This window comes from Duganella sp. Root198D2, assembly GCF_001428585.1.
Classification (GTDB): Bacteria; Pseudomonadota; Gammaproteobacteria; order Burkholderiales; family Burkholderiaceae_D; genus Rugamonas.
On sequence record NZ_LMIC01000012.1, the window covers coordinates 110,426 to 134,398 of the forward strand.

A 23,973-nucleotide genomic window follows, 5' to 3' on the forward strand; every position below is an offset into this window, starting at 1 on the left:
GCCAGCTCGCGTAGCGAAAATATCACATATTGGCAAAAAGATCACCCTGCGCCGGCTGGGCTTGGGCAGCCTCTTCCAGCGTGCACAGGGCCGACATGCGCACGCCGAGCAGGCGCAGCCGGTCATCCAGCGGCACCCGGCGCAGGCATTCGCCGGCGGCGCGGCGGATGGCGGCGGCATCGGCCGTGGGCGAGGGCAGGGTCAGGTCGCGCGTCACGGTGCGGAAGTCGGCATAGCGCAGCTTGATGCCCACGGTGCGGCCGGCGTAGCGCTTGCGCGCCAGGTCGTCGGCCACCTTCTGGCACAGGCGGGTGAAGATCTCGGACAGCTCGGCGCGGTCGCGCTTGACGTGCAGGTCGCGCGAAAAGGTGGTTTCGCGGCTGACGCCTTTCGGCTCGCTGCGCGTGGCAAGCTCACGCTCGTCGTGGCCATGGGAAATGCGCTGCAGCCATTCGGCGTAATTGAGGCCGAAATGCTCCTGCAGCAGGGCTGGGTCGGCCGCTGCCAGCTGGCCCACCGTGTCGATGCCGAGCGCGACCAGCTTTTTCTCCGCCTTGGGGCCAATGCCGTTCACCTTGCGCACCGCCAGCGGCCAGATGCGCGCCGCCACGTCGTCATGGCCGACCACGGTCAGGCCGTTGGGCTTTTCCAGGTCGGAGCAGATCTTGGCCAGCAGTTTATTGGGCGCCACGCCGATCGAGCACGACAGCCCGGTGGCGGCGCGCACCGCGTCCTTGATGCGCTGGGCCAGTTCGCGCGTTTCACCCTCGACCTCGGTCAGGTCGATATAGATTTCGTCAATGCCGCGGTCTTCGATCTGCGGGGCGATGGCGGCCACCGCCGCCTTGAACAGGCGCGAATACTTGCGGTAGGAATCGAAATCCACCGGCAGCAGGATGGCGTCCGGCGCCAGCGCCGCCGCCTTCATGGTGCCCATGGCGGAAAACACGCCCAGCGCCCGCGCTTCATAGGTGGAAGTGGTAATCACGCCACGCCCCGCGTAATCGCGCAGGCGGGAAAACTCGCGGGTGCCGTCCGGCAGCTCGCGCGGCTGGTGGCGTCCGCCGCCGCCGATCACGACGGGCAGGCCGCGCAATTCCGGATAGCGCAACAGCTCCACGGACGCGTAAAAGGCGTCCATGTCGAGGTGGGCAATGCGGCGGGGCCAGTCCATAACAAATAGTCGAGTTCGCTTGTGACACTGTAATTATATACAGCATTTTACGCAAGGTGCCCACTGGATATACTGCTGGGCATGCGCATCCTTCCACTGCTGTTCGCTTTCGCCGCCGTCCCGGCCCTTGGCGCTGCCACCTGCCCCGCTCCCTTGCATGCCGGCGCCAGCGATCTTGGCCTGGCGTCGTTCCGCGAGGACGACAAGGTCGGCGGAGCCGCCATCGACGTTGTGCGGGAACTGGCGCGGCGCACCAACTGCCCCCTGAATATCAGCTGGTACCCGCGGGCGCGGCTGTGGGCCGAGTATGCAAACGGCCGCATCAACCTGACCGCGAGTTCCGCCCGCAGCGCCGAACGCGACCGCCTGGGCCAGTTCGTGCCTTTTGTGACGACGCGCTTCGACCTGGTGCTGTCGCACCGCGTGCCGGCCACCTTCAAATCGCTGGCTGAACTGGTGGAGCATGGCAGCGCGCGCCTGAACCTGGTACGCGGCATCCTGTATGCGCCTGAAGTCCTGACCCAGGTCGAGCGGCTGCGCGGGCAAGGCCGGGTCGAGGTGGTCAACGACTTTGATATCGCTTTCAGGAAAATGGCCTCGCAGCGCGCCGAGGCGACCCTGGCGCCGATGACCATTTACTCGCGCTACCTGCAAAGCGCCGGCCTGCAAAAGCAGGCCCGCGTGATGCCGGCGACCGAATCGGCAGCCGTGCTGGCCGGCGCCTATCTTTCGCGCGACGGCCTGGCGCCGGCCGCGCGCAAGGTGTTTGCCGAAACCTTGCTTGGCATGGTGGCCGACGGCACCGTGGCTCGCATTTACGGCAAGTATGTCGGCGAGGCGAATGGCCGCAGCCTGGTGCCGGACCACGGGCGTGGCATCATTTCCGCCTACCAGCCGGCACCCTGAGTTTGCTGTGGCGCTGATCGCGGCGCCGCGTTACCATGCCTGTGCGATCATCGAAACAAAAACCACTTTCCGGCGAGGCTTGCATGAGCTTTTCGAACATGAATATCGGTGTCAAGCTGGCGCTCGGTTTTGCGCTGGCTATTGCGATCCAACTGGCGATGTCGCTGACGGGGATCAGCCGCCTGAGCCACAACGCTAACCTGACGGACAGGCTGATCAGCGATCGCTACCTGAAGGTGCAGCTGACCAACGAAATGCGCAGCTATTCCAACCGTTCGGCGCAGGCGCTGCGCAACGCCATGCTGGCACCGGACAAAATCAGCAGCGATGGCTTCCTGGCCAGCATGGCGGACGCCGACAAAGCGGGTGCTGCGGCTGCGGAGAAACTGCAGAAGATCCTGCTGTCGGACGAGGCGAAGAAGCTGTTTGCCGAGGAAACCCAGGCGTTTGAAACCTTCCGCGCCAAGCGCGACGAAGTGCTCAAGCTGTTCAAGGACGGCGACCAGGACAGCGCGGTGCAGATCCTGTTCAAGCAGGCCATTCCGCTGCAGAACGCCTACTTCGGCAAGCTCGATGCGATCCTGGATCAGCAGAACAAGCTGATGGCGCATGATGGCGATGAGGCGACCAGGTCCGCCTCCAATGCAACGATGCTGATGATCGGCCTGCTGGTGCTGGCGACGATATTGTCGATTCTGGCAGGGTACCTGATCACGCGTTCGGTAACGGGCCCCTTGCTGCAAGCCGTGGAAGTAGCGGAGACCGTGGCGCACGGCGACCTGACTGCCGACATCGACACCAGCCGCAAGGATGAAACCGGGCGCTTGCTGCATGCGCTCAAGGACATGGTGGCTTCCCTCAAAAGCACCGTAGGTTCGGTTCGCACTTCCACCGATACGATCAATACCGCGGCAGCGGAGATCGCGGCGGGCAACCTGGACCTGTCGCGCCGCACCGAACAACAGGCGGCAAGCCTGGAGGAAACCGCCTCGTCGATGGAAGAGTTGACGTCCACGGTGCGCCAGAATGCGGACAACGCGCGCCAGGCCAACCAGCTTGTGGTGTCGGCGGCGGCCCACGCCAACGAGGGCGGGCAGGTGGTGGGCGAGGTGGTCGATACCATGGGCGGGATCAAGGCCAGTTCGGCGCGCATGGCGGACATCATCAGCGTGATCGATGGCATTGCGTTCCAGACCAATATCCTGGCGCTGAATGCCGCTGTCGAAGCGGCACGCGCCGGCGAACAGGGGCGCGGCTTTGCCGTGGTGGCGTCGGAGGTGCGCAACCTTGCGCAGCGCAGCGCTGCGGCGGCCAAGGAGATCAAGGAGCTGATCGACGATTCGAACGCGAAGGTCGATGCCGGCGGTGCGCTGGTGGATCGCGCCGGGGCCACCATGCAGCAGATCGTGGCATCGGTGCAGCAGGTGGCGGACATCATGAACGAGATTACGTCGGCCAGCCAGGAGCAATCCTCCGGCATCGAGCAGGTGAATACGGCCATCGTGGAGATGGATAACGCGACGCAGCAGAATGCCGCGCTGGTGGAACAGGCTGCGGCTGCGGCGCGCAGCATGCAGGAGCAGTCGGAGCGGCTGGTGGAGGCGGTGGCGGTGTTCCGGATGGAAGGCTCGGCAGGGACATATTTGGCGGCGCGGACGCCGGCGGCTCCTGCCGCCCGCGCAGTCAGCGTGCCGGCGCGCGCGACAATCCCGCCGTTGCGGGCAGCACGCGGGACGGCCGGCGCCGGCCTATCGCGGCGCGCGGCGGCCGCGGCCAGCGGGCAACCGAGGGCCAGGGAAGCGGCGGCGGACGACATCATCGAGGCCGACGTCGCGGCTACGCAAGCCTCCGCCGGAGCGCGCAGCGCATCGGCAAAACCTGCGGCAAAACCTGCGGCAAAACCTTTGGCAAAATCCCCGGCAAAACCTGCGGCAGCACCAGCGCGCGCAACGCCTCCTGGCGACGACTGGGAAGAGTTTTAAGCCGGCAGCTTGCGGAACCACTCCGCAGTCGCCTCGTCGGCGGGGAAGAACGCCTCCATGCGCAGTTCATGCAGCGTCACGTCATGCGGCGTGCCAAGCGTGGTGATGGTGGTGAACAGATTGAGTTCCACGCCGTCCTTGCGCACCGTGAACGGCAGGAATGGCAATGCGCGGCGGTCCAGGTTGGCCGTCTGCGACGCGGCCCGGATGCCCGGCATCGCCAATAGCTCCTCCAGCAGCCTGGTCGCTTCGCTGCCAGGCCCATCGCCCATGGCCTCGCGCTGGATCCACTGCAGCAGGTCGGCGCTGACATCTTCCCAGTTGACGATGTACTTGCGCAGGCCATCCGGCGCCAGCGTCAGCTTGATGACATTACCGGTGCTGGGCGGTCCGTCGAGCAGCCACTCGATCATCTTGCCGGCCGGGCCATTGCTCATGACCAGGTTCCACAAGCGGTCCACCACCAGCGCTGGATAAGGCGCCTGCTGCCGCAGCATGAAATCCAGCGCCTGCATCACCGCCTTCATCTCGGGGTCGGACAGGTTGCGCTCCTGGTAGGCCGGCGCATAGCCGGCCGCCAGCAGCATCACATTGCGCTCGCGCAGCGGGATATCCAGCACGATGCCGAGTTTCAGGATCATCTCGCGGCTGGGCTGCGAGCGCCCGCTTTCCAGGAAGCTGATATGGCGCTGCGAGATGCCGCTCTCGGTCGACAGCCGCAGCTGGCTGAAGCCGCGCTTGCTGCGCCAATAGCGCATCGCCGCCGCGAAATCGCTGAAATACTGCCCTGGTGCTGCTGCGCCCATTCGCCCGCCTTTCCTTAATCGAGGAACCCGGTTACGCTGGCCAGGCGGCCATCGGCCGCAAGCACCGCGATGTCGGTGCCGCGCGCCACCGGATCTGCTCCCGGCGCGCCCAGCGTCCATGAGAAGCGTAGCATGTCGTTGTGGCTGGCCGGGGCACCGGACAGCTCGAAGCGGTGGCCGGGAAAGAGGCCCTGCGCAGCGCCGATCATCGCCTCCAGGCCTTCGTGGCCGGCGCCTTGCATCAGCGGGTCCTTGTAGGCTGCAGCCGGATCAAAGGCTGCCTCCACTGCTGCGCGGCGGGCGCCGGTGTCGCGTTCATTCCAGGCGGCCAGGTATTTTTCGACGATTTGCATGGTGTTTCTCCTATCGTTGGTTGGTGAGGCCATTGTCAACAAATCTGCGCCGTGCGACGATTACCTCCCAGGTAATAGAAAATGAAGAACAGGAGCATTACGTGAAATCGATTTTGTTTGCGGCCAGCCTGGCCATCACCAGCGCCACCGCTGCGGCAGCGGCCGCAGCGCCATCGGCATCAGCGAAGGCGGCCAAGCCTGCCGCCGCTCCGGCCCCAGCCGCCGTGCAGGTGCAGACGCGCGAGGTGCCGGTCAATGACTTCATGCAGGGCCGCCTGCCGTTCCAGATTGCCCTGAACGTGCCTGTACCGGCGGAGTTCCAGCAGTCCAAGGTCAAGAAAATCGGCTATTCATACTGGATGCGCCCTGAGGATGCGGCGACAGCCACGGCCGCCAACCTGCCGACCCGCAATGGCTACATGTACGGCTCGACCGCCACCAACGTCACGTACGACCCGGCCCACCATGTGTTCTACGGCATCAACGATCCGGGCTCGCTGAACAAACTGCGCGGCGCAGCGACCAATATCCAGGTTCAGGAGTTCAAGGAGGCGAAGAACCCGGCCGTGATGATTTCCATGATCAGCGGCACCACGGGTCAGCCGGCCTACTTCATGTACATGGCGACCGGCAAGAAGAAGGAGACCTTCTTCCTGTCCTACCGTGCACCGGATGGCCGCAAGGACATTGGCGATGCGGTGTGGGCCAAAATGGCCGCCGCCATCAAATAACCAGGATCGCCCGGAAGTCGTTCACATTGGTGCGCGTGGGCCCGGTGACCACCAGGTCGCCCAGTGCGGAGAAGAAGCTGTAACCGTCGTTGTTGTCGAGCAGGGCTTGCGCGTCGAGTCCCAGCGCGGCGGCGCGCTGCAGCGTCTCCGGCCCCAGCACGGCGCCGGCATTGTCTTCGGTGCCGTCAATGCCGTCGGTATCGCAGGCAATGGCGTGGACGCCCGGCGTGCCTTGCAATGCAACGGCCAGCGCCAGCAGGTATTCCGCATTGCGTCCGCCGCGGCCCGAGCCGCGCACGGTGACGCTGGTTTCTCCACCGGACAGGATGACGCACGGCGCCCGCAGCGGGCTGCCATGATGGATCACGCCCTGCGCCAGCGCCGCATGCGATACCGCCACGGTCCGCGATTCGCCCTCCAGCCGGTCGCTCAATATGAGCGGGCGCAGGCCCTCGGCGCGGGCGACGTCGGCCGCCGCCTGCAGGGCATGCCTGGCGGATGCAATCACGGCCACGCTATTGCGCGCCAGGCGCGGGTCGCCGGGCTTGGGGGTTTCCTGCGCCGGGTCTTCCAGCACGGCGCGCACGGCCGGTGCGATCTCGATGCCGTATTGCTGCAGTATGCGCAGCGCGTCCTGCGCGGTCGATGCATCGGCCAAGGTAGGGCCACTGGCCACTACCGCCGGATCGTCGCCCGGCACGTCCGACAGCACCAAGGTCACCACGCGCGCCTCGCCGCAAGCCAGCGCCAGCCTGCCGCCCTTGACGGCCGACAGGTGCTTGCGCACGATATTGATGTCGCCGATCGGCGCTCCGCTGCGCAGCAGGGCCTTGTTGATGTCACGCTTCTGTTCCAGCGTCATGCCGGGGGCCGGCAGCGACATCAGCGCCGAACCGCCGCCGGACATCAGGCACAGCACCATATCGTCCGGTCCCAGCCCGCGCACGGCGGCCAGCATGCGGCGCGCGGCGGCCTGGCTGGCGTCGTCCGGCACCGGGTGGCCGGCCTCGATCACCTCCACCTGCCTGGTTGGCGCCCCGTGGCCGTAGCGCGTCACGACCACGCCGCTGAGGGGACCATGCCAGCGCCGCTCCACGCCCTGCGCCATGCGCGCAGAAGCCTTGCCGGCGCCGATGATGACGGTGCGGCCTTTGGGCGGCGGCGGCAGGTGGGCCGCGATGGTTTCCAGCGGGTCGGCGGCGCGCAGCGCGGCGTTGAACAGTTCGGACAGCAGCTCGCGGCCAGTCTTCACAGCATTTCTCCTTTGCTGCCGACGCACAGCAGCACCAGTGCGCCGCCGGCGGCCAGGCTGGCTGCCACCAGCAGCATGCCGTTGGCCGTGCTGTGCGTTGCATCCTTGATCGCGCCCACCAGGTAAGGGCTGGCGAAGCCGGCCAGGTTGCCCAGCGAATTGATCATGGCGATGCCTGCCGCCGCCGCCGAGCCGCCCAGCATGGCTGTCGGGATGCTCCAGAACACCGGGAAGGTGCTGAGGATGCCCGCCGTCGCCACGCTCAGCGCGGCCAGCGCCAGCACCGGGTTGTTGGCATAGTGCGTCGACGCCAGCAGCGCCGCTGCGCCGATGAAGGCCGCCAGCGCAACGTGCCAGCGGCGCTCGCCCGTGTGGTCCGAATGGCGCGCGACCAGGATCATCGCCACCGCGGCGATACCGTACGGGATGGCCGTCAGCAGGCCGATATCCAGCACGTCCTGCACGCCGCTGTTGCGTATCAGCTGCGGCAGCCAGAAGCCCACGCCGTACAGTCCCATCACGAGCAGGAAGTACACCAGGGCGAGGATCCACACCCGGCTGCTGCCGAACACATGGCGCAGGCCCCATTGCGCGCGCGGCGCGCCGTCGCTTGCCAGCTCGCGTTTCAGCAGCGCCTTTTCCTCATCGCTCAGCCAGCCCGCATCATCGATGCCATCGTCCAGCAGCGCCAGCGTCAGCACGCCCAGCACCACTGCCGGCAGGCCCTCCAGCAGGAATAGCCACTGCCATCCGGCCAGGCCGCCATGTCCGGCGAAATGCGACATGATCCAGCCCGATAGCGGTCCGCCCACCACGCCCGCCACGGCGACGCCGCTCATGAAGATGGCGACGATGCGGGCGCGCCGCTGCGCGGGATACCAGTAGGTCAGGTACATGATCACGCCGGGGAAGAAGCCTGCCTCCGCCACGCCGAGCAGGAAGCGCATCGCGTAGAAACTGGTCGAGCTGGTGGTGAACAGCATGGCCGCCGACAGCAGGCCCCAGCTGGCCATGATGCGCGCGATCCAGCGCCGCGCACCAACGCGCAGCATCAGCAGGTTGGATGGCACCTCGCACAGGAAGTAGCCGACGAAGAAGATACCGGCGCCCAGTCCGTACACGGTATCGGAGAACTGCAAGTCGGCCTGCATCTGCAACTTGGCAAAGCCGACGTTCACCCGGTCCAGGTATGCCACCACGTAGCATAGGAACAGGAAGGGCAGCAGGCGCTTGCCGACGCGCGCATACAGCTTTTCGGTAGTGATCATTCTTGTTGTATTTCTAACTATGGCACCCTAGAATCATTGCACATTTTCCCCCTTGGAGCTGAAGAAGTGAGCAAACACCTTATCACCGGCCTGCTGTTACCCCTGCTGGCCGCACCAGCCTTCGCCGCGGACCTGCCGCAGCCGCCGATCGCCGAAAAAACGCAATGGATGGAGACCCGCCACGGCGAGCAGGTGAGCGACGATTACCGCTGGCTGCAGGAAAAGACCAATCCTGCCGTCATTGAATACCTGAATGCGGAAAATAGCTATACCGCCGCCATGACCGAAGGCATCAAGCCCTTCGCCGATGCCTTGTACAAGGAGTTCAAGGATCGCACGATGCCGGCCGACCTGTCGGTGCCTGCGCGCCGCGGCGATTACTACTATTACACCCGGATTGAGGCGGGCAAGCAGTACCAGCTCAACTGCCGCCGCCTGGCAGCCAAGGACGGCAGCTACGACGCCTCCGCTGCGGAAGAAATCATGCTGGACCAGAACGCGATGGCTGAAGGCCTCAAGTTCTTCCACGTGGGGATGATGGTCGCCAGCCCGGACGCCAGGCTGCTGGCCTATACCACCGATAACAACGGCTTCCGCCAATATGAGCTGCACGTGAAGGACCTGGCCAGCGGCAAAGTGCTGTCGACCAGCATGCCGCGCGTGACCAGCGTAGCCTGGGCTGCCGACAACAAGACCCTGTTCGTCGTACAGGAAGATGCCACCACCAAGCGCGCCGACCGCCTGTTCCGCGTTACGCTCGACGGCCAGCCTGAGCAGGTCTACCACGAGGCTGTGGAGCAGTTCTCGCTGGACGTGATGGGCAGCCTGGATCGCAAGCATATCTACCTGCTGTCCGGCGCGACCGATACCACCGAAGTGTTCATGCTGCCGGCAGACCGGCCGAAGGGCAGCTTCAAGTCCGTGCTGGGCCGCAGCAAGGGCCACCGCTACTTCGTCAGCCACCGCGACGGCCAGCTCTACATCCGCACCAACAAGGACGCCAAGAACTTCCGCCTGGTCAGCGCACCGGTCGCCAACCCGAAAAAGTGGACCGAGGTCATCCCGCATGACAAGGACACCCTGCTGCAAGGCGTGAGCTTGTTCAAAGGCTTCCTGGCGGTGAACGAGAAATCGCGCGCCCTGGGCCGTACCCGCATTTACGACTTCGGCAGCAAGAAGTGGCTGACCGTGAAGTTCGACGACGAGGTGTATGTGTCCACGCCTTCCACCAACCTCGATTACGGCCTGGCCAAATACCGCATCAGCTACCAGTCGCCGCTGGCCCCGCCCGCCACCATCGACGTGGACATGAAGACCGGCGAACGCACCGTGCTGAAAAAGCAGGAGGTGGCGGGCGGCTTCGACTTCAGCCAATACGAGACCAGACGCCTGTGGGCAACCGCGCGCGACGGCGTGAAAGTGCCGATCTGGGTCGCCTACAAGAAAGGCGTGAAGCTGGATGGCTCGGCGCCGATGGTGCTGTACTCCTACGGCTCTTACGGCATTGCGCAGGAAGCGAACTTCTCGCTGACCCGACTGAGCATGCTGGAACGCGGCGTGATCTACGCGGCGGCGCATATCCGCGGCGGCAACGACATGGGCGAGCAATGGCATGACGACGGCATGCTGATGCACAAGAAGAACACCTTCAACGACTTCATCGACAGCGCCGAATACCTGGTCAAGGAAAAATGGACTTCGCGCGAGCGCCTGGCGATCCAGGGCGGCAGCGCCGGCGGCCTGCTGATGGGTGCCGTGGTGAACATGCGTCCCGACCTGTTCAAGGCGGTGCACGCGGCTGTGCCGTTCGTCGACGTGATGAACACCATGATGGATGCCAGCCTGCCGCTGACTACCGGCGAATACCTGGAGTGGGGCAATCCGAACGAAAAACCGGCGTACGACTACATGCGCAGCTATTCCCCGTATGACAACATCTTATTGAAAGATTATCCAGCCATGCTGGTCACCACCGGCCTGAATGACAGCCAGGTGATGTACTGGGAGCCGGCCAAGTACGTGGCCAAACTGCGCCGCAATAAGACCGACAGCAATCCGCTGCTGCTGAAGGTGAACATGGGAGCGGGCCACGGCGGCTCGTCCGGCCGCTATAACGCGCTGGGCGAGAAAGCCTTCGAAATGGCCTGGCTGCTGTCGCAAATCGGGGTTGCCAGATAATTTTGAGGTTTTTTGGAAAAACGCTTGCGCAGGTTCGAAAATCCATCCTATAATGCGGCCTCTTCTGAACGTTGTGACAAACGTTCAACAGTGAAGGCAGGGGCGCTTAGCTCAGTTGGTAGAGCGGATCCCTTACAAGGATTAGGTCGGGAGTTCGAGCCTCTCAGCGCCCACCAGTCACTGCGGAAGAATTGGAGCGGTAGTTCAGTTGGTTAGAATACCGGCCTGTCACGCCGGGGGTCGCGGGTTCGAGCCCCGTCCGCTCCGCCAATATTCAGAGAAAAGCCCCGAAGAAATTCGGGGCTTTTTTCATTTCCAGAACCGGTAAACCTGTGTCAGGCACAAGTGCCTGACACTGTCTGCTCATCTCGCACACCAGGGGTCAGACCCTTGGGTCTGCCCCCCGCCTTACCGGTTTAAGCAGCAATCGCCGCCGGCTCATCATCCGCCGAAGAGCGGATCAGGTAATCGAACGAGCCCAGTGCCGCCTTCGCGCCTTCACCGACCGCGATCACGATCTGCTTGTACGGCACCGTGGTCACGTCGCCTGCGGCAAACACGCCGGTCTCCGAAGTCTGCCCCTTGGCATCCACCTCGATCTCGCCATGCTTGGACAGGTCGATGGTGCCCTTCAGCCATTCGGTATTCGGCACCAGGCCAATCTGCACGAACACGCCTTCCAGCTCTATGCGATGCGACTGGCCGCTCTCACGGTCGGTATAGCTCAAGCCATTGACCTTCTTGCCGTCGCCGTGAACCTCGCTGGTCTGCGCCGATTTGATCACCTTCACATTGCGCAGGGTGGCCAGCTTGCGCTGCAACACCGCATCCGCGCGCAGTTCCGCGCCGAATTCGATCAGGGTCACATGCTCCACGATGCCGGCCAGGTCGATCGCCGCTTCCACGCCAGAGTTGCCGCCGCCGATCACCGCTACGCGCTTGCCCTTGAACAGCGGGCCATCGCAGTGCGGGCAGTAGGCAACGCCGTGGTTGCGGTATTCCTTCTCGCCCGGCACATTGATTTCGCGCCAGCGGGCGCCGGTCGAAATGATCACGGACCTGGCTTTCAGCACGGCGCCGCTTTCGGTGTGGACTTCCTTGATCTTGCCCGGCACGATCTTCGAAGCGCGTTGGGTGTTCATGATGTCCACGTCGTATTCCTTGACGTGCTGCTCCAGTGCGACCGCGAATTTCTGGCCGTCGGTTTCCTTGACCGAGACGAAGTTCTCGATCGACAGCGTATCCAGCACCTGGCCGCCGAAGCGGTCGGCAATCACGCCGGTGCGGATGCCTTTGCGCGCCGTGTAGATGGCCGCAGCAGCGCCTGCAGGGCCGCCGCCGACGATCAGCACGTCGAACACGTCTTTCTTGCTCAATTCAGCCGCAGCGCGGGCCGAGGCGCCGGTATCCAGCTTGGCGAGGATTTCCTCGACGTTGGTGCGGCCCTGGCCGAAGTGCTGGCCGTTCAGGTACATCATCGGCACAGCCATCACCTGGCGTTCCTCGACTTCTTTCGGGAACACGCCGCCATCCACTGCCACCACCTTGATGCGCGGGTTGATCACGGACATGGCGTTCAGTGCCTGCACCACTTCAGGGCAGTTGTGGCAGCTCAGTGAGATGAAGGTTTCGAAGACGAAATCGCCGTCCAGGTTGCGGATTTGCTCGATGACTTTTTCATCCAGCTTGATCGGGTGGCCGCCGACTTGCAGCAGTGCCAGCACCAGGGAGGTGAATTCGTGGCCCATCGGGATGCCGGCGAAGCTCACGCCGATATCGCTGCCTTTGCGGGTGATGTCGAAGGAAGGCTTGCGGGCCTTGTCGTCAGCGCCTGCAACGATGGTAATCTTGCCGTGGCCTGCGGATACGATGTCCTGCAGCAGGGCCGACATTTCCTGCGATTTGGCGGAGGCGTCGGTGTTCGCCACGATCTCGATCGGGTGGACAACGCGCTCCAGGTAGGAGGAGAGTTGGGCTTTCAGGTCTGCGTCCAGCATGGCTATTCCTTTCTTGATTAGTCGCTTGCGGTAGGTACCGCTTCAACGCCCCAAGGCGACCCCGTGGGGTCGCCTGTTCAAGCCATTAGCAGACGAGATGCTTAGATCTTGCCGACCAGGTCCAGCGATGGCTTCAGGGTTGCCGCGCCTTCGGTCCACTTGGCTGGGCACACTTCGCCTGGGTGGGAAGCCACATACTGGGCTGCCTTCACTTTGCGCAGCAGTTCAGCTGCGTCGCGGCCGATGCCGTTGTCGTGCACTTCCAGCACTTTGATGAAGCCTTCCGGATTGATCACGAAGGTGCCGCGCAGCGCCAAGCCTTCTTCTTCGATCATCACTTCGAAATTGCGCGACAGGGTGCCGGTTGGGTCGCCGATCAGGGCGTACTGCACTTTCTTGATCGCGTCGGAGGTGTCGTGCCATGCCTTGTGGGCGAAGTGGGTGTCGGTCGAGATGCCGTACACGTCCACGCCCAGCTTGGCGAATTCTGCGTGGTGGTCTGCCAGGTCTTCCAGCTCGGTTGGGCACACGAAGGTGAAGTCGGCTGGGTAGAACACGAATACGGACCACTTGCCTTTCAGGGATTCTTCGCTCAGGTCAACGAATTTGCCGTTGTGGTATGCGGTGGCCTTGAATGGTTTTACTTGGGTGTTAATCAGGGACATTGTGGTTTCCTCGTGGGTTTGTGAATCAATGAGACGCCAGTTTAAGGCCTTCTCGTAGATTTGAAAATTTGATTGTTCAAATAGACTCGATAGTCTTTGCCTATTGGAACCGCGAAACGCGATCGTTATTATCGCCTTTTGTGGGCAATCAGGTTGTCAGTCCGTCAGGATTTCGAGCAGGCTGGCGGCTTGGCAGGCCAAGCGGTCGACATCGGCGGGATCGAAGTCGGCGTGCATCTTCTTGCGTACGCCAAGTTCGTTGAGGAGGAGGTGGTGGCGCGGAGCGACGCCTTGTTTGGCCAGGCATTCGCGGGCGCAGGCCAGCGGGCAGCCGTCGATGGCGATGATGGTGCGGCCGGATTGGGCCAGCCTGACCAGCGGGGCGACGCCGCCGCCCACGCCGGCGATGCAGGACATTTCTGCGGCGCCTTCCCGGTCAAGCCTGAGCGCAATGGCGTTGGCCAGTTGCGCGGCGCTGCTGCAGCCGGAGCACGAGTACACCAGCGGCAGCGTCTTTTCAGCCATGGCGGGCGCCGGGCGGGGTCGGGAATTTCGGCAGCAGCTTGCGCCAATCGAAGGCGCTGGCATCCAGGCCGTCCAGCGTGTTCTTGAACAGCAGGCCCAGTTCCGTGTCGCCTTCCAGGATCAGGCGGCGGCAGAAGAACAGGGTGTCCGGGTCTTCCTGCCGGCGCGCCATCAGTACCAGGTCATGCGCACTGGCGCCGATGGTCAGGTCGGGCTGGTCGCCGTGGCGGGCCATTTCAAAGCCCTTGCCCTGCCAGCCGAAATCAATCGCCAGCCCGGCATCTTCCACCCGCAGGCGCAGGCGGCGGGCAAACAGGGCCTGGCGCACGTCTTCAGGCAATTGCGGCGCCAGGATTCGGTTCAGTCCCTGCACGAACAGCCAGGCGGGCGGCTGCGGCGGCAGGCGGCCCAGCAGGCGGCCGATGGCGGGCGGTATGCGGAATGGGGCGGTCATTGCATTATTCACGCTACACGCTCCATACCGGGCTGGCCGTACCAGAAACCGTCGCAGCTTCCGCCGGGAGCCAGCGGCTCCAACACCACGGCGGCATGCTGCGCCTGCCATTCGCCGCGGCGCACCTTGTCGAACGCCGCCACTACTTCCAGCGTATCGCGCGACTGCGGCGAAATACGCAGCACATTGATGCCCATGTCTGCCATCTCCGGCACCGCGCGTACCAGGTTGCAGCACAGCGCCGACTGGGTCTGGATCCCGTTCAGGACCAGGAAGGCCTTCTGTTCGCGGGTGTCCATGATCAGGCCATCGGGATAATCGATGCAGCTGAACTGGCAGTCGTCCTTCGGCAAGTTGCGGTTGCGCGCTGTCATGCAGCGAGCGGAAAAGGCCAGCGGCATGCGGCCCCAGGCAAACACTTCGCTTTCCATGCCGGCGGGCTGCGTCTTGAGCAGGGTGCCGATGGCAGCGCGGTCCATTTCCAGCGGCGCTACCCAGCGGCGTGCCCCCTGGCGCGCCAGTACGGCAAGCGTCGGCTCGCTGTAGATGTTCAGGTGCGGGCCGGCGATGAAACCGGCGCCTTCCAGGTTGCGCACGGCGCCGAAGTCATTGGCCTCCACCAGGAAGTCGCGGTGTTCGCATAGCTTGCGCATGGTGGTCAGCTCGGCGCCCGATTCGATCAGGGCTTGCGTGGACAGCACCACTTCCTTGCCGGCATCGCGCAGCAGGGCGGCGATATCGAGCCAGTCGGGCAGGCGCAGTTCATGGCGGCGCGAGCATACGACTTCGCCGAGATAGACGATATCGACCGGACTTTCGGCTACCTGCTGGTAGAACTCGAACATGGTCAGGCGCGGCCAGTAATACAGCACCGGGCCGAGGGCTAGTTTCAACATACTCATTTCCATTTGCGGTGATAGGCGCCCAAGGTGTGCTGCTGGCCTTCCGCCACGCGGTCCAGCGCGGCGCTCCAGCTTGGGTGGATGGCGAAGCGGCGCTTGCCGTCGCCACAGGCATCGATGGCCGAGCGCCACGCCTGCGTCACTTGCGCCACGTAGGCGGGACTGCGCTGGCGGCCTTCGATCTTGATCGCCTTGACGCCCATCTGCACCAGTTGCGGCAGCAGTTCCATGGTGTTCAGGCTGGCCGGTTCTTCGATGGCGTAGTAAGTCTCACCCTCCACCTCGAAACGGCCCTTGCACAGCGTCGGATAGCTGGCGTTTTCATCCGGCTGGTAGCGGTCGATCAGCACGCCGTTCAGGCGCGACTCCAGGCCTTTCGGCGTCTGCTGCCAGCGCACCGCCTTGGCGGGCGAGCATACGCCAGCGGTGTTGGGCGATTCGCCGGTGGCGTAGGACGACAGCGCGCAGCGGCCCTCCACCATCACGCACAGGCTGCCGAAGCCGAATACTTCGATTTCGGTCTTCACATGGCGGATCAGGTGCTCAACCTGCTGCATCGACAGCACGCGCGGCAGCACGGCGCGCGAAATGCCGAACTGTTCGTGGTAGAAGTTGATCGCCTCGTAATTGGTGGCGGAGCCTTGCACCGACAGGTGCAGGCGCAAGCCGGGATGCTTGCTGCGGGCGTATTCCATCAGGCCGGGATCGGCCAGGATGATGGCGTCGATACCGGCGCCGACCGCGCGGTCGACTGCTTCGCGCCAGAGCTGCCAGTTGCCCGCCTGCGGATAGGTGTTCAGCGCCAGCAGGACCTGGCGGCCGCGCTGGTGGGCATAGCGGATGCCTTCCGCAATCGCGGCTTCATCGAAATTCAGGCCGGCGAAGTTGCGTGCATTGGTAGCGTCGCGGAAGCCGAGGTAAACGGTATCTGCGCCATTGTCGACAGCTGCTTTCAATGCCGGCAGGCTGCCGGCGGGACAAACGAGTTCGATCATGCTTTGGTTCCCTGCAAGCGGCGTACGCCGTTGACGAAGCGCGCCAGGGTGTCGGACTGGCCGCCGCGCGGCAGCATGACCTCCACCAGCTGGAAGCGGCCGCGCCGCTGCACGGCGCCCTCCAGTGCCGCCACCAGTTCGGCGCGCGTGGCGACGCGGTAGCCGTCGCCGCCCAGTGCCGGCGCCATGTCGGCAAAGCGCCAGTCGCTCAAGTCGCAGAAGCCGGATTGCGGCTGGAAGGCGCGCAGCATCTCCCAGCTGCAGTTGTTGAAGATGACCACGATCGGGTCCAGGCCGTAGCGCTGGCAGTTGCCCAACTCCCAGCCCGTCATCTGGAAGGCGCCGTCGCCTACCAGCACCAGCGGTCGTTCGCCGCCGGCGGCTTGCAGGCCGAAGGCAGCAGGCACGCCGTAACCCATGGTGGCGTAGTAGCCGGGCGCCAGCAGGTCGGTGTTCTCGATATCGAGCGCGGTGAACAGGCAGTCGCCGATGTCGGAAGCGATGGTCATGCGGCCGTGCTTGCGCATCATGTCGTTGATGGCGCTGGCCACGTCGCGCGGTACCAGCGGGCTGTCGTCGGCAGGCAGGTCGCATGGATAGGCGGTGCGTTCGCCGCGCAGGGCGGCGTCGGCGCGCAGCGGCTTGGCGCGGGCCAGCAGGCCGTCCACCAGCGCCTCCAGCGGGATGTCGTGGTAGGTGTGGTAGCCGAGCGTGACGTCGCCGTCCAGCGCCAGCATGCATTTGCGCAGGTCGATGCGTTCGCGCTGCACGCCGAAATTCGTGTCGGACAGGATTACGCCCAGCATCAGCAGGGCGTCCGAACCTTCCACGGCTTCGGTCACTTCCGGGGCGCCGGCGACGCCGAGGTAGGTGCCCAGCAGCGGCGCTTCCGGCTCGCTGGCCAGCAGGCCGCGGCCCATGAAGCAGGTCACCACCGGTACCTGCAGCCTGGTGGCCAGCTGCGCCACCTTGCTCTCCAGGCCAAAGCGGCGGATTTCGATATCGACCATCAGCACCGGGCGTGCGGCGCGTTCGAGGCGGGCCAGCACTTCTTCCACGCAGGCCGCCAGGGCATCCGCATCATGGACCGGCGCCGGCAAGGCGTGCACCCGTGCACACGGCGCATGCACCATGTCGCGCGGCAGCTCGATATAGACTGGGCGCGAGTGCGTGATCGCACTGCGCAGCACGCGCGCAATGTCTTCCGGGGCGCGCTGCGGATCGTCCAGCACGCACTGGTCGCAGGTGATCTCGCGGAAGATCGCCATCTGCGAATCCAGGTGCTTGACCTGGTGGTGCAGCAGGAAGCCGTTGCGGCGTTCATTGGTGCCCGGCGCGCCGGAGATCACCACCATCGGTACTTTTTCAGCATAAGCGCCCGCGACGGCGTTGACCATATTGAGGGCCCCCGCACCATAGGTCACCGCCGCCACGCTTATGCGCCCGTGATAGCGTGCCGCCCCATCGGCTGCAAAGCCTACACCCGGCTCGTGGCTCAGGGTGTAGAGGGGCAGGACGCCAGATTTCTCAATTTGTTCGAAAAAGGCAAGGACGAAGTCTCCGGGGATACCAAAGACTTCGCGCGCGCCGTGATCAGCCAGCGCGTGCAGGAGTGAGTTTGCGAGATTCATAGCCGGCATCATGCGCGGGCGCGAACTAAAAATCCTTGAGCCAGGTCAAGGATTCCCCGATCGGCCGCGCGCTTCCTTTGTCAGGCCGCCTTGACCAGGGCGGCGAGCATCACTTCCAGCGTCTTGTCGTGGCGCTTGATCGGCGGGATTTCGCGTTCGATCCCCAGCAGCTGGTAGACCGCCATCTGCGCCGCGCGCACGGAGTATTCGACCGTGAATACCACGTCGTCCGGCACTTCGACGAACTGGCTCACCAGGGCGAGGTTGCGCGAGCCGAACGGCACCGGCAGCGGACGGTCGCTGTAGTGACGCGGCATGAACATGCTGGTGATGTAGGGCATGCGGCAAGGGATGCAGTTTGCCTGTGCGAATACCTCAGGTTCGAAGTTCAGGTGCCCGGCCAGTTCGCGCAGGATTTCCTCGCCGCTGCAATCGGCCATTGGTTTGGCGACGAAATTGCCGACACGGTCCGGATGCAGGGCATAGCCCCAGAATACCTTGACGTCGGCGGGCTGGCCGGCAAAGTGGGGCTGGTGCGCCAGCACGACTGACATCAGCCAGTTGGAATCCTTGAAGGTTACCAGGCCGCCGGTGCCGGCAACATTGCCGCTGAATGCCTCCATCTGGTCGAAGAAAGCCGTGTCGCGCAGCGTCACCGTGAACGATTCCCACCATGATTGCTGGATATTGCGGTTGAAGGCAGCAGGCTTGCCAAGTTCGGGACGGCCTTCCGCCAGGCGCTCCCACAACTTCCAGCCACCGCTCTGGCGGCGGTCAAGCTGCGGCGGCGCCGACTTCATGCTGCCGAAGCTGGACGCATCGGTCATGGAACCGTTCTGGAAGAACACCAGGTCGTCCGGCGTGATCGGCAGCAGTTCGCGCCGGCCATCGCGCTCAAGCTCGATGGCGTGCACCAGCAGCTCGTCCCTGGCGTCGGCCAGCTTGATGTCGGTCACGGTACAGCCGGTCTCGATGCGCACGCCATGCTGCACCAGCCATGCCTGCAGCGGACGGACGAACGAATCGTACTGGTTGTACACGGTGCGCTTGACGCCGGCCAGCGTTTCGATGCGAGAGAACTCCTTCATGAAGCGGTGCAGGTAGCGCTTGAATTCGACCGCGCTATGCCATGGCTGGAAGGCGAAGGTTGTGGCCCACATGTACCAGAACGGCGTTTCGAAGAATTCGGGCGAGAGGTGGTCGGTAATCGGGCTGTTGCCCAGCACAGCCTCATCGGCCTCGTGCAGCTTGAGCAGCTCCATCCGGTCGCGCAGGCTGAAACCCATCGACGTCACGTCCACCTTATGGCGATTGCGGTCGACCAGGCGGGCCTGCGAGTGCGATTTATGCAGTTCGTTGAATGCCAGCGTTTCGTCCAGCACCGTCTGGCCAGGATGAACCAGCGATGGAATCGACGCAAACAAATCCCACGTGCATTCGTAATTATCGGTCGTCAGCATGCGGCCGCCGCGCAGGCGGTAGCCGTCTTGCGCGGTGCCCGCGCCATCGAGGCTGCCGCCCGCCACGCCCAGCGATTCGTAAATATGAATCTGCTCACCGCGCATTTTCCCATCGCGGATCATGAAGGCCGCCGCCGCCAGGTTGCCAATGCCGGCACCGGCCATATACACCTGTTTTTCTTTTCCCATTGACTTACTCCTTGGTTGGTTCGGGAGTAACTATAGGTTTTCGCAGGGGTGCTTGACTTTGACCTGGGTCAAGAATGCCCCAATCGTCATGCTTTGAATGTGACCCAGGGCCGGAATCGGGCAACCGCCTGGATCAGGCCTGCCTCCTCCTGCGCCGCGATCACCGGACCGATTGGCTTGTAGGCATCCGGTGCTTCTTCAATACGCCTTTCTTCACGCAAGGTGACGCATTGCCAGGCTTGCTCACCTGTTGCCCCGCCAGGGCGCTGGGCCCGCGTTTCCTGCCGGCGCAGGCGCCGCCCGGCACCGTGGCTGCACGACCATAGCCAGTCGGCACGGCCCAAGCCTGTGGCGAGGAAGGAGCTGTCGCCCATGGAGCCTGGAATCAGGGCGAACTGGCCATCGTGCGCCGGCGTTGCGCCCTTGCGGTGGATGTTCATGCCCTGCTCGGCCAGGACAACGTTATGCGGCACGTCGACAACCAGCCGCGATGCGGAGGCGCCGACGGTTGCTTCCAGGTCCTTCCGCACCAGCTCCGCCAGCACCAGGCGATTGGCCCAGGCATAGCGTGCCGCCACGCCCATCGCTTCCAGGTATTCCAGTGCCAGCGGCCCGGACAGTCCATACAGGCCGCTCTCCGGATGGCGCACGCCGGCCGGCCATTCAGCGCGGGCCCGGTCCATCCAGGCCTGGCCGACGAAGAATCCAAGATCACGCGAGCCGCTGTGGATCATGACGACCACATCGCCGGCTTTCAGGCCCGCGCGATAGGCGGCATGGCGATCCAGCACCTCTTCGACCACCTGCAATTCGACAAAGTGATTGCCCCCGCCGGGCGTGCCGAGGTTGGGGTCGCGGAATACCGCGTGGCGGCGGCCGGTGAACGCTTCCGGCGCATGCCTTGCACAGCCGGCAAAGCTTTGCAGTCCAATGCAGCGCGCCAGCTCCTCCTGCAGCCGGGCGTGATCCATTTCGCCCCACAATCCCTGGCGCGGTATCTGGTGCAGGAAGGCCTCCGGGCCAAGGTCGAACAGGGCGCGGAAAGCTGCCGTGGTCGCAGGCACGTCGCGGCCGTTATCGAGCAGGCTGCGCGTCAGGCGCTGCAGCAGGCGCTCCTTGTGCGGTTCGAGCTGCTGCAGCGTGTGCCCGGTGGTCAGCAAGCGCATGCCGCAGTTGATGTCGGTACCGATTGCGGCGGGAATGACGAAATCGCCGTCGGTCGCAACGATGCTCCCCACCGGTGCGATCGAACCGGGATGGAAGTCGGGCGTGGCGCACGCCTTGCACACGCCGCGCGCATCGTCATGACTGCGCACGGAGGCGAATTCAAGCAGCTGGCGCACGGCCTTTTCTTCCAGGGGAAGGCTGGCCGGCAAAAGGACCTGTGCCTGCGCCTTTTCGTTATGGATCTGGTAGACACCATCGCGGTAGTTGACGATGATGCCGGAACGGGCAAAGGCCCGTTGAAGTCGAGTGTAATTGTTCATGGCTGCCAGGGACGTAGTGAGAACCCGCGACGTTCGCGGTAGACGTCCTCGCTTGCAGCAGCGCATTCAAGGAAGGAAAAGCGGCGCTAGTCTAGCACGGTTTTATGCGGCGGTGGCGTGCGGGGTAGCTGCGGTGGGGATCGATTGCTGGTGCAGCAGCGCATCGAAGTCGGCGGCCGGCAAAGGGCGGGCGAACAGGTAGCCCTGGCCGTAGTCGCAGCCGGCGCCGGCCAGCAGGTCGCGCTGTTCGGTGGTTTCCACGCCTTCGGCGATCACGCTCAGGCCCAGTTTGTGGGCCATCACGATGATCGCGTCGGACAAGGCCATATCGCTCGAATCGGGCGCAAGGTTGCGGGTGAAGCTGCGGTCGATCTTCAGGTAGTCGATGTCGAATTTCTTCAGGTAGGACAGCGAGGAATAGCCGGTGCCGAAGTCGTCCAGCGCGACCTGGATGCCGGCATCGCGCAGTTGCAGAAGCTTGTCGGTGACGCTGGTGTTCGCATCGAGCAGCAAGCCTTCCGTGATTTCCACCACGATGCTTTCGCCGGGAACACCGAGCTGCTGCAGGTGGGCCAGCCAGTCGGCATAGCTGCCGCGCTCGCGCTGGAATTCCAGCGGCGACTGGTTCAGGCTGACCTGGAAGCCAGGATGCACCTCCTCGCGCCAGCGCTTGACCCACTGCGCGGATTCGCGGAACACCCATTCGCCGATATCGACAATCAGGCCGCTCGATTCGGCCAGCGGGATGAACTCCAGCGGGCTGACCATGCCGCGCTGCGGGTGTTCCCAGCGGATCAGCGCTTCGGCCTTGTGGATCTTGCCGGTCTGGAGATGCACGATAGGCTGGAAGTACAGCTTGAGCTGGTTGCCTTTCAAAGCGCCGCGCAAGTCGTTGGTCAGGCGCATGCGGTTCAGCGCTGCGACCTGCAAGGCCGGCGTGAAGTAGCTGAAGCGGTTACGCCCGGCGCCTTTGGCGGCGTACATGGCCTGGTCGGCGTGCTTCAGCAAGTCTTCCATATTGCCGGCATCGTCCGGGTAGATGGTGATGCCGATCGAGGCTGAGACGAACGCCTGCTCCTGCCCGAGCTGGAACGGCATGCGCAGGCTGTCGATGATGTGCTGGGCGATGTCCTCTACCCGGTCCACTTCCGACAGCTCCGGCAGGATCACGGTGAATTCATCGCCGCCCAGGCGCGAAACGGTGTCCGACTGGCGCACGCAGGCGCCGATGCGGCGCGCCGCTTCCACCAGCAGCACGTCGCCCTGGTGGTGGCCCAGGGTGTCGTTGACTTCCTTGAAGTGGTCAAGGTCGATGAACAGGATGGCGATGCGGGTGCCGTCGCGGCGCGACTTCAGGATATCGTGCTGCAGGCGATCGAGGAACATGCGCCGGTTCGGCAACTGCGTCAGCGTGTCGAAGTTGGCTTGCTGCCAGATCAGGGCTTCGGTTTCCTTCTTGTCGGTGATGTCTTCGATCATGCACAGGTGGTGCGGCTGGCTTTCCGTGCCGACCGCGTTCATCGAAGCTTCCACCCAGACGATACGCCCGTCGGGGCGCACCAGGCGCGTCTCGATCTTGAAGCCGGCAATCTGCTGCGCCGTCAACTGCGCCATCTTTTCCTGTTCCGGCGCGACGTCGTCCGGATGGCAGATTTCCAGCCAGCGGCTGTGGCGCATCTCTTGCGCCGAGCGCCCCGCAATTTCCGCAAAGCGCGGGTTCACATCGCGGAACTGGCCGTCGCCTGAATCGATCAGGGCAATGCCCATCGGCGCCGCTTCGAACATGGTGCGGAAGCGCTGCTCGCCCTTGCGGATGGTTTCCTCGGCGCGCGTGCGTTCGCGCGTGAGCAGGGAGAAGTGGATCATGGCGCCCAGCACCAGCAGGCCCGCCGCCACGCCCAGCACGCGGTACAGCCAGGTCAGGTCGGAGCCGGGATCGGCGTTGTACAGGAAGCCGGCCCAGGTCGCACCTTTCGGCAGCATGCCCAGTTCCGTGTAAACATCGGCGATGTGCTGCCAGCGGTCCGGGTTCATGTAGCCGATTTCCACCAGCACCGGCTGCACCAGCGGCACCATCTGGCGCGCTTCGTACAGCAGGTGCATGCGGTCGTGCTGGCGCGAGTACTTGTTGAGGATCAGGTCGACGATTTCTTCCTGGTGGCTCATGGCGTACTGCCAGCCGCGCATGCTGGCGGCGCGGAAGGCGCGCACGCGGTCCGGGTGATCCTTGATTTCCGCTTCGCTGGTGAACAGGTTGTCGCCGTAAAAATCAATGCCGGCTGCGCGCGGGCTGTAGATATCGTACGGGAAACCGAGGCGGTCCAGGTAGTCCGGCTCATTGGTCACGTAGATCGACATGGCGTCGACCTTGCCCTTCACCAGGTCGTCCGGATTGAAGCTGTGCTCCACGCGCACCAGCTGGTTGTTGGCAATGCCTTCCTTGCGCAGGTAGGCCATGACTTCGTCCGCCTGCGTCAGTTCATCGGTCAGGGAGCCGATCATCACGCGTTTGCCGGCGATGCTGCGGATATCCGGCGCCGGGCCGGTCTGGCGCATCGCCAGCGCATAGGGGGAATGCTGGAACACTACCGCCAGCACCACCAGCGGCTTGCCCGACAAGCGCGCCAGCAGCAGGCTGCTGCTGGCAACGCCGTATTGGGCGCGGCCATCGAGCACGGCGCGTTCCGGTTCGTTGCCGTCGCTGCCTTCCAGCATTTGCACATCGAGGCCGGCATCGCGGTAATAGCCTTTTTCCAGCGCGGCGTAATAGCCGGCGAACTGGAACTGGTGGCTGTGCTTCAACTGCAGCGTGACGCGTTCCTGCGCCTGCGCCCAGGGTGCAGGTGTCGACAGCAGCAGAAATATGAACAGGCCAGCCAGGAATTGGGGCACGTTTTCTTCCGGATACGAAGTTGGCAGAGTCTACAAGCCGATTGTATCCGCTTCGCTGCACGCAGCGCGCCGAAGTGTGGCATTCCTGCTGCAAAATCCTATGGAATTGCAGCAGGTGATAGCACG

Annotated in this window: 19 protein-coding genes and 2 tRNA genes; 6 read left to right on the top strand and 15 right to left on the bottom strand. The window is 64.1% G+C overall.

Annotated features, from left to right (window positions below; genetic code table 11):
- Positions 1 to 22: 22 nt before the first annotated feature.
- Positions 23 to 1,174, bottom strand: a complete 1,152-nt coding sequence (dinB, locus tag ASE26_RS12980) for a DNA polymerase IV (RefSeq protein ID WP_057246370.1) — start codon at positions 1,172 to 1,174, stop codon at positions 23 to 25.
- A gap of 81 nt (positions 1,175 to 1,255) precedes the next feature.
- Between dinB and ASE26_RS12985 the strand changes: the two genes are divergently transcribed.
- On the top strand, positions 1,256 to 2,080 hold the full coding sequence (locus tag ASE26_RS12985) for an ABC transporter substrate-binding protein (RefSeq protein WP_057246371.1): 825 nt from the start codon (positions 1,256 to 1,258) through the stop codon (positions 2,078 to 2,080).
- Between the two features lie 83 nt (positions 2,081 to 2,163).
- Positions 2,164 to 4,062 (top strand): methyl-accepting chemotaxis protein, encoded by a 1,899-nt coding sequence (locus ASE26_RS31955; protein ID WP_082507621.1) that lies wholly within the window; start codon positions 2,164 to 2,166, stop codon positions 4,060 to 4,062.
- Here the strand turns inward: ASE26_RS31955 and ASE26_RS12995 are convergent.
- Together ASE26_RS12995 and ASE26_RS13000 are read right to left on the bottom strand one after the other, a co-directional pair.
- On the bottom strand, positions 4,059 to 4,868 hold the full coding sequence (locus ASE26_RS12995; RefSeq protein ID WP_200953874.1) for a helix-turn-helix domain-containing protein: 810 nt from the start codon (positions 4,866 to 4,868) through the stop codon (positions 4,059 to 4,061). The two genes, ASE26_RS31955 and ASE26_RS12995, sit on opposite strands and share 4 nt — an antisense overlap.
- A gap of 14 nt (positions 4,869 to 4,882) precedes the next feature.
- The gene (locus tag ASE26_RS13000; protein WP_055938861.1) at positions 4,883 to 5,221 is read right to left on the bottom strand and encodes a nuclear transport factor 2 family protein; all 339 of its coding nucleotides are present in this window, start codon (positions 5,219 to 5,221) and stop codon (positions 4,883 to 4,885) included.
- Between the two features lie 101 nt (positions 5,222 to 5,322).
- On the opposite strand from ASE26_RS13000, the gene ASE26_RS13005 reads away from it, so the two are divergent.
- Positions 5,323 to 5,952, top strand: coding sequence for a hypothetical protein (locus tag ASE26_RS13005; RefSeq protein ID WP_055938864.1), 630 nt, complete (start codon positions 5,323 to 5,325; stop codon positions 5,950 to 5,952).
- Here the strand turns inward: ASE26_RS13005 and ASE26_RS13010 are convergent.
- Positions 5,945 to 7,204 carry a glycerate kinase gene (locus tag ASE26_RS13010; protein ID WP_055938867.1) on the bottom strand — a complete coding sequence of 420 codons (1,260 nt, stop codon included), beginning with the start codon at positions 7,202 to 7,204 and terminating at the stop codon, positions 5,945 to 5,947. The genes ASE26_RS13005 and ASE26_RS13010 overlap by 8 nt on opposite strands.
- A complete protein-coding gene (locus tag ASE26_RS31525; RefSeq protein ID WP_057246372.1) occupies positions 7,201 to 8,472 on the bottom strand; it encodes an MFS transporter in 1,272 nt (423 codons plus the stop codon). The genes ASE26_RS13010 and ASE26_RS31525 overlap by 4 nt, the downstream gene beginning before the upstream one ends.
- A 66-nt stretch (positions 8,473 to 8,538) precedes the next feature.
- Here ASE26_RS31525 and ASE26_RS13020 point away from each other — a divergent pair, with 66 nt between their 5' ends.
- From ASE26_RS13020 to ASE26_RS13030, 3 genes are all read left to right on the top strand, one after another.
- Positions 8,539 to 10,650, top strand: coding sequence for a S9 family peptidase (locus ASE26_RS13020; protein ID WP_055938873.1), 2,112 nt, complete (start codon positions 8,539 to 8,541; stop codon positions 10,648 to 10,650).
- A gap of 100 nt (positions 10,651 to 10,750) precedes the next feature.
- Positions 10,751 to 10,826: transfer RNA gene (locus tag ASE26_RS13025), tRNA-Val, on the top strand.
- Positions 10,827 to 10,843: 17 nt separating this feature from the next.
- Positions 10,844 to 10,920: transfer RNA gene (locus ASE26_RS13030), tRNA-Asp, on the top strand.
- A 146-nt stretch (positions 10,921 to 11,066) separates the two neighbouring features.
- Here ASE26_RS13030 and ahpF read toward each other — a convergent pair.
- The 10 genes from ahpF to ASE26_RS13080 form a co-directional block, all read right to left on the bottom strand.
- Complete coding sequence (ahpF, locus tag ASE26_RS13035) at positions 11,067 to 12,647, bottom strand: alkyl hydroperoxide reductase subunit F (RefSeq protein ID WP_055938876.1); 1,581 nt, start codon at positions 12,645 to 12,647, stop codon at positions 11,067 to 11,069.
- 101 nt (positions 12,648 to 12,748) lie between these two features.
- A complete protein-coding gene (ahpC, locus tag ASE26_RS13040) occupies positions 12,749 to 13,312 on the bottom strand; it encodes an alkyl hydroperoxide reductase subunit C (RefSeq protein ID WP_055938879.1) in 564 nt (187 codons plus the stop codon).
- Positions 13,313 to 13,468: 156 nt separating this feature from the next.
- The gene (locus tag ASE26_RS13045; RefSeq protein ID WP_055938882.1) at positions 13,469 to 13,837 is read right to left on the bottom strand and encodes a putative zinc-binding protein; all 369 of its coding nucleotides are present in this window, start codon (positions 13,835 to 13,837) and stop codon (positions 13,469 to 13,471) included.
- Positions 13,830 to 14,291, bottom strand: coding sequence for an SCP2 domain-containing protein (locus ASE26_RS13050; protein ID WP_057246373.1), 462 nt, complete (start codon positions 14,289 to 14,291; stop codon positions 13,830 to 13,832). Before ASE26_RS13050 ends, ASE26_RS13045 begins: the two co-directional genes overlap by 8 nt.
- 8 nt (positions 14,292 to 14,299) lie before the next feature.
- On the bottom strand, positions 14,300 to 15,187 hold the full coding sequence (locus ASE26_RS13055) for a U32 family peptidase (protein ID WP_082591358.1): 888 nt from the start codon (positions 15,185 to 15,187) through the stop codon (positions 14,300 to 14,302).
- A gap of 2 nt (positions 15,188 to 15,189) precedes the next feature.
- Positions 15,190 to 16,188: a peptidase U32 family protein gene (locus tag ASE26_RS13060; RefSeq protein ID WP_055938886.1), complete on the bottom strand. Its 999-nt coding sequence runs from the start codon at positions 16,186 to 16,188 to the stop codon at positions 15,190 to 15,192.
- The gene (gene ipdC, locus ASE26_RS13065; RefSeq protein ID WP_055938889.1) at positions 16,185 to 17,819 is read right to left on the bottom strand and encodes an indolepyruvate/phenylpyruvate decarboxylase; all 1,635 of its coding nucleotides are present in this window, start codon (positions 17,817 to 17,819) and stop codon (positions 16,185 to 16,187) included. The genes ASE26_RS13060 and ipdC overlap by 4 nt, the downstream gene beginning before the upstream one ends.
- A gap of 80 nt (positions 17,820 to 17,899) precedes the next feature.
- On the bottom strand, positions 17,900 to 19,468 hold the full coding sequence (locus ASE26_RS13070) for an oleate hydratase (RefSeq protein ID WP_055938891.1): 1,569 nt from the start codon (positions 19,466 to 19,468) through the stop codon (positions 17,900 to 17,902).
- Positions 19,469 to 19,554: 86 nt separating this feature from the next.
- A complete protein-coding gene (locus ASE26_RS13075) occupies positions 19,555 to 20,955 on the bottom strand; it encodes an RtcB family protein (protein WP_055938894.1) in 1,401 nt (466 codons plus the stop codon).
- Positions 20,956 to 21,057: 102 nt separating this feature from the next.
- A complete protein-coding gene (locus ASE26_RS13080) occupies positions 21,058 to 23,847 on the bottom strand; it encodes an EAL domain-containing protein (protein ID WP_055938897.1) in 2,790 nt (929 codons plus the stop codon).
- Positions 23,848 to 23,973 lie beyond the last annotated feature (126 nt).

Coding starts and splice junctions, on each gene's coding strand:
- dinB (WP_057246370.1), bottom strand. CDS start 1,174: ATGGACTGGCCCCGCCGCATTGCCCACCTCGACATGGACGCCTTTTAC.
- ASE26_RS12995 (WP_200953874.1), bottom strand. CDS start 4,868: ATGGGCGCAGCAGCACCAGGGCAGTATTTCAGCGATTTCGCGGCGGCG.
- ASE26_RS31955 (WP_082507621.1), top strand. CDS start 2,164: ATGAGCTTTTCGAACATGAATATCGGTGTCAAGCTGGCGCTCGGTTTT.
- ipdC (WP_055938889.1), bottom strand. CDS start 17,819: ATGAATCTCGCAAACTCACTCCTGCACGCGCTGGCTGATCACGGCGCG.
- ahpF (WP_055938876.1), bottom strand. CDS start 12,647: ATGCTGGACGCAGACCTGAAAGCCCAACTCTCCTCCTACCTGGAGCGC.
- ASE26_RS13060 (WP_055938886.1), bottom strand. CDS start 16,188: ATGATCGAACTCGTTTGTCCCGCCGGCAGCCTGCCGGCATTGAAAGCA.
- ASE26_RS13055 (WP_082591358.1), bottom strand. CDS start 15,187: ATGTTGAAACTAGCCCTCGGCCCGGTGCTGTATTACTGGCCGCGCCTG.
- ASE26_RS13000 (WP_055938861.1), bottom strand. CDS start 5,221: ATGCAAATCGTCGAAAAATACCTGGCCGCCTGGAATGAACGCGACACC.
- ahpC (WP_055938879.1), bottom strand. CDS start 13,312: ATGTCCCTGATTAACACCCAAGTAAAACCATTCAAGGCCACCGCATAC.
- ASE26_RS13050 (WP_057246373.1), bottom strand. CDS start 14,291: ATGACCGCCCCATTCCGCATACCGCCCGCCATCGGCCGCCTGCTGGGC.
- ASE26_RS12985 (WP_057246371.1), top strand. CDS start 1,256: ATGCGCATCCTTCCACTGCTGTTCGCTTTCGCCGCCGTCCCGGCCCTT.
- ASE26_RS13045 (WP_055938882.1), bottom strand. CDS start 13,837: ATGGCTGAAAAGACGCTGCCGCTGGTGTACTCGTGCTCCGGCTGCAGC.
- ASE26_RS13075 (WP_055938894.1), bottom strand. CDS start 20,955: ATGAACAATTACACTCGACTTCAACGGGCCTTTGCCCGTTCCGGCATC.
- ASE26_RS13070 (WP_055938891.1), bottom strand. CDS start 19,468: ATGGGAAAAGAAAAACAGGTGTATATGGCCGGTGCCGGCATTGGCAAC.
- ASE26_RS31525 (WP_057246372.1), bottom strand. CDS start 8,472: ATGATCACTACCGAAAAGCTGTATGCGCGCGTCGGCAAGCGCCTGCTG.